This is a genomic window from Pantoea sp. Sc1 (genome assembly GCF_000255315.1).
Taxonomy (GTDB): domain Bacteria; phylum Pseudomonadota; class Gammaproteobacteria; order Enterobacterales; family Enterobacteriaceae; genus Pantoea; species Pantoea anthophila.
The window spans coordinates 448123-460477 of the sequence record NZ_AJFP01000001.1; the positions used below are offsets into that span (position 1 = coordinate 448123).

Here is a 12355-nt window from a genome sequence, read left to right on the forward strand (position 1 = left end):
GAGGCCGGTTAATCCGGCCTTTTTCTTTTGCCGCTGGGCGTTAAGGTTGAATCATGGATGCTCGTTTTATACAGGCACATAAAGAGGCGCGCTGGTCGCTCTATCTCACCCTGCTCTGGCTCGCTGTCTGGGGGCTTTCCGCCTGGCTGGGTGGCAATGACACCGGTATCACCGGTCTGCCGCGCTGGTTTGAACTCTCCTGCCTGTTTGCCCCCCTGTTCTTCATTTTTTTGTGCTGGCTGATGGTGCGGGTGATTTTTCGCGACATGCCGCTGGAGGAGAAAAATGAACAGTGAAATTATCCTGCCGCTGCTGATTTATCTGGTGCTGATCGCCGCACTGTCGGTATTTGCCGTTCGCAAACGGCGTGAAGGCAGTTTCCTGACGGAATATTTCCTCGGCAGCCGCTCCATGGGCGGTTTTGTGCTGGCAATGACCATCACCACGACCTATATCAGCGCCAGCTCATTTATAGGCGGGCCCGGTGCCGCCTATAAATATGGGCTGGGCTGGGTGCTGCTGGCGATGGTGCAGGTGCCCGCTGTCTGGCTTTCGCTGGGGGTGCTGGGGAAAAAGTTCGCCATCCTGGCGCGTCAGCACAATGCGGTCACGCTGAATGACATGCTCTATGCGCGCTATCGGAGCCCGCTGCTGATCTGGCTGGCGAGTCTGAGCCTGCTGATCGCGTTTATCGGCGCCATGACGGTACAGTTTATTGGCGGTGCGCGGCTGCTCGAAACCGCTGCCGGTATCCCGTATGACACCGGCCTGCTGATTTTTGGCGGAACGATCGCCCTCTACACCGCGTTTGGCGGCTTTCGCGCTAGCGTGCTTAATGACGCCATGCAGGGCGTTGTGATGCTGATTGGCACCTTCCTGCTGCTGTTTGCGGTGATTCATCAGGCGGGCGGCCTGAGCACGGCGGTTCAGAAACTGCATGACATCGACCCCGCACTGCTCTCACCGCAGGGGCCGGGAGAGGTTATCACCCCAACCTTCCTCAGCTCATTTATCGTGCTGGTCTGCTTTGGCGTTATCGGGTTGCCGCACACGGCGGTGCGCTGTATCTCCTACAGGGATAGTAAGGCTGTCCATCGGGCGATCATTCTGGGCACCATTGTGGTGGTGGTGCTGATGCTGGGCATGCATCTGGCCGGTGCGCTTGGCCGGGCGGTACTGCCAAATCTGACCGTGCCGGACAGCGTCATTCCGACCCTGATGATTACCGTGCTGCCGCCGTTAGCGGCCGGACTATTTCTGGCCGCGCCCATGGCTGCCATTATGTCGACGATTAATGCCCAGCTGCTTCAGGCGTCGGCGACGCTGATCAAAGACCTCTATCTGCGGGTCGCCCCGCACCAGATGGAAAATGAGGCGCGGCTGCGACTGTTATCTGGCACCATTACTTTCGCCCTGGGTCTCCTGCTGCTGATCGCGGCATGGAACCCCCCCGATATGATTATCTGGCTTAACCTGCTGGCCTTTGGTGGTCTTGAAGCGGTCTTCCTCTGGCCGCTGGTTCTCGGTCTCTACTGGGAACGCGCCAATGCCGCAGGTGCCATCACCGGCATGGTGGTGGGTGGTGGCTGCTATACGTTTCTGGCGAGCCTGAAACTGCAGATTCTGGGCTTTCACCCCATCGTGCCCTCGCTGCTTCTGAGCCTGCTGGCATTTTTAGTGGGCAACCTGTTTGGACGCGCGCCGCAACCGGTCGACGCGCCGCAACATTGACGGAAAGAGAAACGTTATGCCGTGGATTCAAATCAAAATTAACAGCTCAGGTGAACACGCGGAAACGCTGAGCGATGCCCTGATGGATATCGGTGCGGTCTCAGTGACCTTCCAGGATACGCACGATACCCCGGTTTATGAGCCGCTGCCGGGTGAGACCCGCCTGTGGGGCGACACCGATGTTATCGGCCTGTTCGATGCTGAAACCGATATGAGCCTGATTACCGCCGAGCTGGCGCAGCATCCGCTGTTAGGCGCCGATTTTCGTCACCGGATCGAGCAGATCGAAGACAAAGACTGGGAGCGCGAGTGGATGGAAAACTTCCATCCGATGCGCTTCGGTGAGCGCCTCTGGATCTGTCCGAGCTGGCGCGATGTGCCGGATCCGGACGCGGTCAACGTCATGCTCGATCCGGGCCTGGCGTTTGGCACCGGCACGCATCCGACAACCTCCCTCTGCCTTACCTGGCTTGACGGGCTGGATCTGGCGGGCAAAACGGTGATCGATTTTGGCTGTGGTTCGGGGATCCTGGCGATCGCGGCGCTTAAGCTCGGCGCGGCTCAGGCAATCGGTATTGATATCGATCAGCAGGCGATTCAGGCCAGCCGCGACAACGCTGAGCGCAACGGCGTGTCCGATCGTCTGTCGCTCTATCTGCCCCACCAGCAGCCTGAAAACCTCCAGGCGGATGTGGTGGTCGCCAACATCCTGGCCGGTCCGCTGCGTGAGCTGGCACCGCTGATCAGCGTGCTGCCTAAGTCTGGCGGTCACCTCGGCCTGTCAGGCGTGCTGGAGAGTCAGGCGGAGGGTGTCTGCGAAGCCTATGAAAGTCAGTTCACGCTTGACCCGGTTGCGGTGAAAGAGGAGTGGTGCCGGATTACCGGCATCAAATCCTGAAGTCAGCCTCCGCCGTAGCTCACGGGGATGCCGCTAGCCGACACAACGCGGCTAAACAGCACAATCAGCCAGCCCGCAGCGTAAGTTGCGGGCTTTTCCAGACAGGCATGGAGAGTTGTACCGTTAATCACGGCATGTGACGTTTTTTATCTGGCGAATTGCCGTACTTTTCTGGAAAAACTTTTGTTCACAATTTCAGCATAAATCAGTAAATCATTGATATTAAAGTGTAATTAAAAACACACCCGATCATCACCCGGATTTCATTGATCTTTCTTGCTGATTGTTCAAAGTTTGGCCTTTCATCTTCCTGCAAAAATGCGTAATATACGCCGCCTTGCAGACACAGTATGGCCATTCTGACTTCATGCGTATTGGAAACCTCCAGCTGAGAAATCGACTGATTGCGGCGCCTATGGCCGGTATTACCGACAGGCCATTCAGGACGCTGTGTCACGAAATGGGCGCAGGTATGGCAGTTTCTGAGATGTTGTCTTCGAACCCCGAAGTCTGGGCCAGTGACAAATCTCGTTTGCGCATGGTTCACAGTGATGAGCCAGGCATTCGCGCCGTGCAGATTGCCGGTTGCGATCCCAGCGAAATGGCGCAAGCTGCACGCATTAATGTCGAGGCTGGTGCACAGGTTATCGACATTAATATGGGATGCCCTGCCAAGAAGGTTAACCGCAAAATGGCGGGGTCAGCCTTACTGCAATATCCCGCCGTGGTGGAGTCCATTCTCTCCGCAGTGGTTAATGCAGTGAACGTGCCGGTTACGCTGAAAATTCGTACTGGCTGGGATCCTGAAAACAGGAACTGTGTCGCGATTGCCCAATTGGCTGAACGCTGCGGTATACAGGCTCTGACGATACATGGCCGCACTCGTGCCTGCCTGTTCAACGGAGAAGCTGAATATGACAGCATTCGGACAGTTAAGCAGAGTGTTTCCATTCCGATTATCGCGAATGGAGACATAACTGACCCGCATAAAGCCAGAGCGGTGCTCGACTATACAGGGGCCGATGCTCTGATGATAGGACGCGCTGCTCAGGGAAGACCGTGGATCTTCCGGGAAATCCAGCATTATCTGGACACTGGGGAGCTGCTTGCTCCGCTGCCACTGGCAGAGGTCAAGCGCTTGCTTGTTTCGCATATACGTGAGCTGCACGACTTTTACGGTTCAGGCAAGGGATACCGTATAGCGCGAAAGCACGTCTCCTGGTATCTGCAGGAGCACGCCCCGAATGACCAGTTTCGGCGCACATTCAACGCCATTGAGGATGCCAGCGAACAGCTGGAGGCGTTGGAGGCATACTTCGAAAATCTTGCGTAACGAAATAAAGAGCTGAAAGAACTATGTTCGAACAACGCGTAAATTCTGACGTACTGACCGTTTCTACCGTTAACTCACAGGATCAGGTAACTCAAAAACCTTTGCGTGATTCGGTTAAACAGGCACTGAAGAACTATTTTGCTCAACTGAATGGTCAGGATGTGAGCGACCTGTATGAGCTGGTTTTGGCTGAAGTCGAGCAGCCTCTGTTGGACATGGTGATGCAGTATACCCGTGGCAACCAGACCCGCGCTGCCCTGATGATGGGTATCAACCGCGGTACGCTGCGTAAGAAATTGAAAAAATACGGCATGAACTGATTCTGAGTTCTGTCTGTTAATCACGCCAGCCTTCGGGCTGGCGTTTTTATTTGTGCGGTATGGCACAAAGCGGTGACCTCAGGGATGAAACAGTTGCCTCTCATATGGTAACTATAGTTGCAATCGCAGACGTGATATTTCGCCCTCTCTTCTTCCTCCTCCCAGCCGGGATTACAGGCTGATCTGAATGCCCTGCCCCCTGACAGCGCCCTTCCGCTCCGGGTGTGTGACTTTCCGCGCATTAAAAAAGTAACGTGTCTCCTTCATACATGCCTGCCTGCGCGAAGGCTCACATTGCTTCCATATAGTGAAACTATTTGCACTAAATGTGATCGGGTCGACTCGCTTTGCTTCCTTTTGGTGCGCCATATTAGCGGAACTTTCTAAGTGCTTCCGATTATTAACCGTTCTTTCATACAAATTCAGGCTCCTGCAAACCTGGCATCAGCTTTGCAGAGTCGTGAATGGCTGACCGCCACAGACAGGAAAACGCACACTAAAGTGCGCAAACATAACAATACGATCCCGCCACACAGGATGCTTTATGAAAAAGATGATGCTCTCTACGCTGATCGCTGCCGCCTCGCTGGTTGCCGTTACTCAGCAAGCACACGCCGGCGCCACACTGGATGCAATTAAGAAAAAAGGTTTTGTTCAATGTGGGATCAGTGACGGCTTGCCGGGCTTCTCCTATGCGGATGCCAGCGGCAAGTTCACCGGTATCGATGTGGATGTGTGTCGGGCAACGGCTGCTGCTGTGTTTGGCGATGCAACCAAAGTGAAATACACCCCACTGACCGCGAAAGAGCGTTTTACCGCGCTGCAGTCAGGCGAAGTAGATGTGCTTTCTCGTAATACCACCTGGACCTCCTCACGTGATGGCGGCATGGGCTTCCTGTTTGCGGGCGTGAACTACTACGACGGCATCGGCTTCCTGACTCACCAGAAAGCGGGCCTGAAAAGTGCGAAAGAGCTGGATGGCGCGACCGTCTGTATTCAGGCAGGCACCGATACCGAGCTGAACGTCGCGGACTTCTTTAAAGCCAACAAAATGCAGTACACGCCGGTCACCTTCGACCGTTCAGATGAATCAGCCAAAGCGCTGGACAGCGGCCGCTGTGATACCCTGGCTTCTGACCAGTCTCAGCTTTACGCACTGCGCATTAAGCTGGGCAAACCGGACGAATTCATTGTGCTGCCAGAAGTGATCTCCAAAGAACCCCTGGGGCCACTGGTGCGTCGTGGTGATGATGACTGGTTCACCATCGTGAAATGGTCGCTCTTCGCTATGCTGAATGCGGAAGAGATGGGTATCAACTCGAAGAATGTTGATCAGATGACAGCCAAGCCGACCACGCCAGATATGGCGCATCTGCTGGGTGCTGAGGGTGACTTTGGTAAAGATCTGAAGCTGGATAATAAGTGGGCCTACAACATCATCAAGCAGGTGGGCAACTATCAGGAAAGCTTTGATCGTAACGTCGGTAAAGACAGTGCTCTGAAGATCGCACGCGGTCAGAACGCGCTGTGGAACCAGGGCGGTATTCAGTACGCTCCGCCGGTACGTTAACAGACCTCGCCAATCGGGCACCGCCTTCTGCGGTGCCCTGCCACAGCTTTCGTTACTGAGGTTTCAACATGTCACAACGCCCAACCGTGAAAAGGGATTTTTCATTTGGTAATCCCACGGTTCGCGCCTGGATTTATCAGTTCATTGCCGTTATCGCAGTGCTTGGTGTGGTGGGTTATCTGGTGCATAACACCATTATCAACCTTGCCAATCGCGGCATTACATCAGGATTTGGCTTTCTCGAGCGCACTGCCGGTTTCGGTATCGTTCAGCATCTGATTGAGTACACCGAGGACGACACCTACGCGCGCGTGTTTCTGGTTGGCTTAACCAACACACTGCTGGTCTCGGCACTCTGTATCGTTTTCGCCTCCATTCTAGGATTCGCGGTGGGATTATCCCGCCTTTCTGACAACTGGCTGCTGCGGAAGCTCTCGACCATCTATATCGAAACCTTCCGTAATATCCCGCCACTGCTGCAGATCTTCTTCTGGTACTTTGCGGTATTGCGCAATCTGCCTGGCCCACGACAGGCGCTGAATGCGTTTGACCTGGCCTATGTCAGTAATCGCGGGCTCTATGTGCCGTGGCCGACCTATGCTCCGGGGAGCTGGCCGTTTGTTATCGCGCTGCTTCTGGCCGTAGCCATCAGCTATGGTCTCTACCGCTTCAACCGTCAGCATCAGCTGAAAACCGGCGAGTTACGTCGCACCTGGCCTGTCGCCGTTGCGATGCTGATTCTTTTTCCGGTTCTGGCGCATCTTGGGTTTGGCGCCGCAACGCACTGGGATGTGCCGCAGCTGCGCGGATTCAATTTCCGTGGTGGCTCGGTAATGATACCGGAGCTGGCGGCACTGACGCTGGCCCTGTCGATCTATACCTCGTCGTTTATTGCGGAAGTGATTCGCTCCGGCATCCAGTCGGTACCGCACGGTCAGCACGAAGCCGCACGTTCGCTGGGTCTGCCGAATCCGGTGACGCTGCGTCAGGTAATCATTCCTCAGGCCATGCGCGTGATTATTCCCCCGCTGACCAGTCAGTACCTGAACATCGTGAAGAACTCCTCACTGGCCGCGGCTATCGGATATCCCGATATGGTGTCGCTGTTTGCCGGCTCGGTCCTGAACCAGACCGGCCAGGCCATCGAAACGATTGCTATCACGATGGGCGTGTACCTGATCATCAGCCTGCTGATATCACTGCTTATGAACGTCTACAACCGCAAAATTGCGCTGGTTGAGCGTTAAGAGAACGGGATGACTATGTCTGTAACTACGCATGAAACGACCCCCGTCCCGACGACGCCGGTCAGTCGCGCCTGGCTTTGGGCGCGTAAAAATCTCTTTTCCAGCTGGTTTAACACGTTACTGACGCTGTTGTGCATCTGGATAATCTGGCATGTGATCCCGCCTGCGCTGAACTGGCTGGTCTTTCAGGCTAACTGGATCGGCTCCACCCGCGCCGATTGTACGAAAGAGGGCGCCTGCTGGGTCTTTATCCATGCCCGTTTCGGTCAGTTCATGTATGGCCTCTATCCGCATGAGTTGCGCTGGCGTATCAACCTGGCGCTGATCATTGGCCTGGTGTCGATTGTGCCGATGTTCCTGAAGAGCCTGCCCTTCCGCGGGCGCTATATTGCTGCCTGGGCCGTCATCTATCCGGTGATTGTCTGGTTTCTGCTGTATGGCGGCTATCTGGGACTGGAGCGCGTTGAGACACGCCAGTGGGGTGGATTAACGCTGACGCTGATTATTGCATCGGTTGGGATCGCGGGCGCACTGCCGCTGGGGATTCTGCTGGCTCTTGGCCGTCGCTCCCGTATGCCTGTGGTGCGCACGCTGTCGGTCATCTTTATTGAGTTCTGGCGCGGCGTGCCGCTGATTACCGTACTGTTTATGTCGTCGGTGATGCTGCCGCTGTTTATGTCTGAAGGCACCACCATCGATAAGCTGGTGCGCGCCCTGGTTGGCGTCATTCTGTTTCAGTCCGCCTATGTAGCGGAAGTGGTACGCGGGGGATTGCAGGCGTTGCCGAAAGGTCAGTATGAAGCGGCTGAGTCTCTGGCGCTGGGTTACTGGAAAACCCAGATGCTGGTGATCCTGCCACAGGCACTGAAGCTCACCATCCCCGGGCTGGTAAATACCATCATCGCTCTGTTTAAAGATACCAGCCTGGTCATCATCATTGGTCTTTTCGATCTGTTCAGCAGCGTTCAGCAGGCCACGGTGGACCCCACCTGGCTGGGCATGTCGACCGAAGGTTACGTCTTCGCTGCACTGGTCTATTGGATCTTCTGTTTTAGCATGTCGCGCTACAGCCAGTATCTGGAAAAGCGCTTTCACACCGGGCGTACATCGCACTGAGGTTTTACATGACTGACTCTATGACACACTCTTCCGACGCGTTGATGATTTCGCTTGAGAACGTGAATAAATGGTACGGACAATTCCATGTACTGAAAGACATTAACCTGCAGGTTAAGCCGCGTGAACGCATTGTGCTTTGCGGGCCTTCTGGTTCCGGCAAATCGACCACGATCCGCTGTATTAACCATCTGGAAGAGCATCAGCAGGGACGTATTGTTGTTGACGGTATTCACCTTAACGATGATATCCGTAACATTGAACGCGTGCGCACCGAAGTAGGAATGGTCTTTCAGCACTTTAATCTGTTTCCGCATCTGACGGTCCTGCAGAACTGCACACTGGCCCCGACGTGGGTGAGAAAGATACCTAAAAAAGAAGCCGATGAGCTGGCTATGCACTATCTGCAACGCGTGCGCATTGCGGAACATGCACATAAATTCCCCGGTCAGCTTTCGGGTGGTCAGCAGCAGCGCGTTGCTATTGCCCGTTCACTCTGCATGAAGCCGAAAATTATGCTGTTTGATGAGCCAACCTCGGCACTGGATCCGGAGATGGTAAAAGAGGTACTGGATACCATGATTGGTCTGGCAGAGGATGGGATGACCATGCTGTGCGTGACGCATGAGATGGGCTTTGCCCGCACCGTTGCGGACCGGGTGATCTTTATGGATCGCGGTGAGATCGTTGAAATGGCTCCGCCGCAGGAGTTCTTTGCGAATCCTAAATCGGAGCGGACCCGGGCGTTCCTGTCTCAGGTTATTCACTGACCGGCACTACCCCTCGCTATTTTACAACCCGGCCTGGTGCCGGGTTTTTTATGGCCCGAATAAAGGTCAGTAAAGGGGTTTCGGGCTGGGCTGGGCTGGGTAGCACAGGAGCACAGGCGCACAGGCTGAGGCGACGACACTTTTTCTTCCTAATGATAACCGGAAAAGGCGCTACTCCGTTTTCTGCAGCCACAACGAAAAAAGCCCTTCGCATACGCGAAGGGCTCTCTCTTATTTGATGCCTGGCAGTTCCCTACTCTCGCATGGGGAGACCCCACACTACCATCGGCGCTACGGCGTTTCACTTCTGAGTTCGGCATGGGGTCAGGTGGGACCACCGCGCTACAGCCGCCAGGCAAATTCTTTTCTTTACCGAACTCGTGTCTTAACTGGTGCTGATACCCAGAGTCGAACTGGGGACCTCACCCTTACCAAGGGTGCGCTCTACCAACTGAGCCATATCAGCACACTAAATTTGTCCCGTTTCAGAGCACAACCCTTTTTTTGGATCTTTTTTCTGAACGGTTATAAATGATCCAGATTGATGAGATCACCAGCGATCCAGGCCAGAATAGGCTTGTCAGCTGGCTAAAATCACATCAGGCTGCTGAGAAAACAGAATAAAGGAGAACACAATGACTTCCGCCTTACGTCCTTATAAAGATCGCTTTCCACAAACTGGCCAGCGCGTCATGGTCGATCCAGCTAGTGTTGTGGTGGGTGATGTCATCATGGCCGATGACGTGAGCATCTGGCCGCTGGTCGTCATCCGGGGAGACGTGAATCAGGTTCGCATCGGTGCCCGTACTAATGTGCAGGATGGCAGTGTTCTGCATGTCACGCATAAATCTGCCGCTAACCCGGAAGGCTTCCCGCTGATTATTGGCGAGGATGTCACGGTCGGGCACAAAGCGATGCTGCATGGCTGCACTATCGGCGATCGTGTGCTTATCGGGATGGGCTCGATTCTGCTTGATGGCGTAATAGTAGAAGAAGAGGTCATGATTGGGGCAGGCAGTCTGGTCCCTCCAGGTAAACGGCTGGAGAGCGGCTATCTCTATCTGGGCAGTCCGGTCAGACAGATCAGGCCGCTGAACGACCAGGAGAAGGAAGGATTACGCTATTCGGCGAATAACTATGTCGGCTGGAAAAATGATTACCTGGCGGGAGATAACCAGACCCAGCCCTGAGCATCAACACGCTCCTGACGAATGGCCGCTTCGGCTTCATCTTCGAGATCCCAGCGATGGTGCTGAAACAGCGCCATCGCCTCCCCTTCGCCAAAGCGTGACGTCAGCGACATACGGCTGATCGCACAGATCAACCGCATACCGTTAACCAGTACCGGGAAGCAGACGGCATCCCGTTCAGCGTCATAGGTTTCATCGTCAGGAAACTGAATCGCCTGATTCATGGCTGCATAGCCTGTTTCAGCTGAGCAATGACCGGCGCAACTTCCGGCATCACGCCATGCCATATATAGAAGGCATGCGCCGCCTGCCCCACCAGCATTCCCACACCATCCGCCAGAGCGTGCGCTCCCTGCGTCTGACACCAGAGCAGGAAAGGCGTCAGCCCGCTTTGATAGAACATGTCATAGCAGCGTACGCCGGGATGGATCAGCTCTGCAGGTAAAGGGGGTGTTTTCCCCTCTACACCGCTTGAAGTCGCATTGATGATAAGGTCGAAACGCTGTTCCGCCAGTTGATTAAACGCAGCTGCACGGATAGTGCCGCTCTTTGCGAACAGGCCAGCCAGCTCCTCTGCCCGTCCGGCGGTACGGTTTACCACGGTGAGCGTCACCCCTGACGAAAGCAAAGGATGAATCACACCGCGCGCCGCTCCACCTGCGCCCACCAGCAGAACATTGTCGCCCGCATTGATCATCTTCAGCCGTTCAAGATCGCTTAACAGGCCGATACCATCCGTGTTGTCACCCAGGATCTGCCCGTCGCTGAGCTTTTTTACCGTATTAACGGCGCCGGACAGGGCCGCGCGTTCACTGAGTTGATCGGCAAACTCCCAGGCCTGCTGTTTAAAAGGCAGGGTCACGTTGGCGCCACGACCGCCCTGTGCAAAAAAGGTTGTCAGCGCATCGCGAAATCCGTCAACCGGCGCACAGATCCGGCCATATCGATGATCGATGCCAGTCTGTTCAGCAAAAGCCTGATGGATCAGCGGAGATTTACTGTGGCTGATCGGATTACCGAAAACGGCGAATTGATCCATGAGTTAACCCTGACGTATAAGTTCGCCGCTGATTACATCGCGGATTTCTGAAGGATTGAGTCGTCCCCCCGTTTTCCCGGACAGAACCGGGAAGTCCTCACCAAACTGCTTATACACTTCTTCTGCCGTACGGCAGGGAGGCTGTCCTGACAGATTGGCGCTGGTTGAAACCAGTGGTTTACCAAATGCGCGGCAAAGCGCCTGCACATCCGGATGGTCACTGACCCGTATCGCCAGCGAGTCGAACTGTCCGGTCAGCCAGCGGGGCGTCTGGGGAGGAACCGGGACGACAAAGGTCACCGGGCCGGGCCAGCAGGCGAACATACGCTCACGCTGGATCACAGAGAGTTCGCGATCGGAGATATAGGGTTCTAGCTGGGAATAATCAGCTGCGATCAGAATGAGTCCCTTTTCTACCGGGCGTTGTTTCAGCGCCAGCAGCGCCATGACGGCAGATTCACTGTCAGGGTCGCAGCCCAGACCAAATACGGCTTCAGTGGGATAGGCGATGACCGCCTGACGATTCAGCTCTGCTACGCAGCGCTCAAGTGAATCGGCGAGGTGTTGATTTTCCATGATCTATTCATTCTCTTCAGCAATGGCTTTGCCACAACTTTTCCTGGCGCAGAAGCGTTTAACCCCCTGCGCTGTCTTTTTTTCAACCAGCAACGGAAACTGACACCAGGCACAGACCCCGGCCACGGGCGTCAGGTTGACGACAAACTGGCAGGCGGGATAACGATCACAGGAGTGGAACGTTTTGCCATAACGGGAACGCCGCTGAACCAGCCGGCCTTCGTGGCACTGTGGACACGCCAGCGTCGTTTCGTCCGGTTTGTCGATGGTTTCACTGTAGCCGCATTCAGGATAGTGGCTACAGCCAATAAACATGCCATAACGGCCCTGCCGCAACACTTTATCGGCCCCGCATTCAGGACAGGCGTGGCCCTCCAGCACTTTAACCACATGGCCATCGGCCTGCCCTTTTAAGGGCCGGATGTAGTCACATGCCGGATAGTTGGCGCATCCCAGAAAAGGGCCATGTTTACCCGAGCGGATAACCAGTTCTGCCCCGCAAGCGGGGCAGGGATCCTGTTTACGCACGGTGAAGAGTGCAGCTTTACTCATAGCGATAAATGCA

14 protein-coding genes, 1 tRNA gene and 1 rRNA gene are annotated in these 12355 nt (G+C 55.1%); 10 read left to right on the plus strand and 6 right to left on the minus strand.

The features are described from left to right. The first annotated feature begins 53 nt into the window (after positions 1–53). The 9 genes from S7A_RS02100 to S7A_RS02145 all read left to right on the plus strand — a co-directional run bounded on the left by S7A_RS02100 (position 54) and on the right by S7A_RS02145 (position 8985). Complete coding sequence (locus S7A_RS02100; RefSeq protein WP_009087527.1) at positions 54–296, plus strand: YhdT family protein; 243 nt, start codon at positions 54–56, stop codon at positions 294–296. Then, positions 286–1731 carry a sodium/pantothenate symporter gene (gene panF, locus S7A_RS02105; RefSeq protein WP_009087529.1) on the plus strand — a complete coding sequence of 482 codons (1446 nt, stop codon included), beginning with the start codon at positions 286–288 and terminating at the stop codon, positions 1729–1731. The genes S7A_RS02100 and panF overlap by 11 nt, the downstream gene beginning before the upstream one ends. A 16-nt stretch (positions 1732–1747) precedes the next feature. Beyond that, positions 1748–2629, plus strand: coding sequence for a 50S ribosomal protein L11 methyltransferase (gene prmA / locus S7A_RS02110; protein WP_009087530.1), 882 nt, complete (start codon positions 1748–1750; stop codon positions 2627–2629). 367 nt (positions 2630–2996) lie between these two features. Then, complete coding sequence (dusB, locus tag S7A_RS02115) at positions 2997–3962, plus strand: tRNA dihydrouridine synthase DusB (protein WP_009087532.1); 966 nt, start codon at positions 2997–2999, stop codon at positions 3960–3962. 23 nt (positions 3963–3985) lie between these two features. Beyond that, positions 3986–4282: a DNA-binding transcriptional regulator Fis gene (gene fis / locus S7A_RS02120; RefSeq protein WP_003855228.1), complete on the plus strand. Its 297-nt coding sequence runs from the start codon at positions 3986–3988 to the stop codon at positions 4280–4282. Positions 4283–4826: 544 nt separating this feature from the next. Next, entirely contained in the window at positions 4827–5852 is a 1026-nt protein-coding gene (locus tag S7A_RS02130; protein WP_009087536.1) for an amino acid ABC transporter substrate-binding protein, read from the plus strand. Positions 5853–5920: 68 nt separating this feature from the next. After that, positions 5921–7099: an amino acid ABC transporter permease gene (locus S7A_RS02135; protein WP_009087538.1), complete on the plus strand. Its 1179-nt coding sequence runs from the start codon at positions 5921–5923 to the stop codon at positions 7097–7099. Positions 7100–7114: 15 nt separating this feature from the next. After that, the gene (locus tag S7A_RS02140; protein ID WP_009087540.1) at positions 7115–8215 is read left to right on the plus strand and encodes an amino acid ABC transporter permease; all 1101 of its coding nucleotides are present in this window, start codon (positions 7115–7117) and stop codon (positions 8213–8215) included. A gap of 8 nt (positions 8216–8223) precedes the next feature. Beyond that, entirely contained in the window at positions 8224–8985 is a 762-nt protein-coding gene (locus tag S7A_RS02145) for an amino acid ABC transporter ATP-binding protein (protein WP_009087542.1), read from the plus strand. Positions 8986–9225: 240 nt separating this feature from the next. On the opposite strand, the gene rrf is transcribed toward S7A_RS02145, so the two are convergent. Next, positions 9226–9341: ribosomal RNA gene (gene rrf, locus S7A_RS02150) — 5S ribosomal RNA — on the minus strand. 34 nt (positions 9342–9375) lie between these two features. Beyond that, positions 9376–9451: transfer RNA gene (locus S7A_RS02155), tRNA-Thr, on the minus strand. 169 nt (positions 9452–9620) lie between these two features. Here S7A_RS02155 and S7A_RS02160 point away from each other — a divergent pair. Further along, a complete protein-coding gene (locus tag S7A_RS02160; RefSeq protein ID WP_009087543.1) occupies positions 9621–10175 on the plus strand; it encodes a gamma carbonic anhydrase family protein in 555 nt (184 codons plus the stop codon). Here the strand turns inward: S7A_RS02160 and S7A_RS02165 are convergent. Genes S7A_RS02165 through S7A_RS02180 form a run of 4 tightly spaced genes read right to left on the minus strand, consistent with a single transcriptional unit; the run spans position 10142 to position 12342 of the window. Further along, complete coding sequence (locus tag S7A_RS02165; protein WP_009087545.1) at positions 10142–10399, minus strand: DUF1488 domain-containing protein; 258 nt, start codon at positions 10397–10399, stop codon at positions 10142–10144. The two genes, S7A_RS02160 and S7A_RS02165, sit on opposite strands and share 34 nt — an antisense overlap. After that, positions 10396–11214 carry a shikimate dehydrogenase gene (aroE, locus tag S7A_RS02170; RefSeq protein WP_009087547.1) on the minus strand — a complete coding sequence of 273 codons (819 nt, stop codon included), beginning with the start codon at positions 11212–11214 and terminating at the stop codon, positions 10396–10398. Before aroE ends, S7A_RS02165 begins: the two co-directional genes overlap by 4 nt. Positions 11215–11217: 3 nt before the next feature. Further along, on the minus strand, positions 11218–11790 hold the full coding sequence (tsaC, locus tag S7A_RS02175; protein ID WP_009087549.1) for an L-threonylcarbamoyladenylate synthase type 1 TsaC: 573 nt from the start codon (positions 11788–11790) through the stop codon (positions 11218–11220). 3 nt (positions 11791–11793) lie between these two features. Further along, positions 11794–12342, minus strand: a complete 549-nt coding sequence (locus S7A_RS02180; protein ID WP_009087550.1) for a topoisomerase DNA-binding C4 zinc finger domain-containing protein — start codon at positions 12340–12342, stop codon at positions 11794–11796. Between the last annotated feature and the right edge of the window lie 13 nt (positions 12343–12355).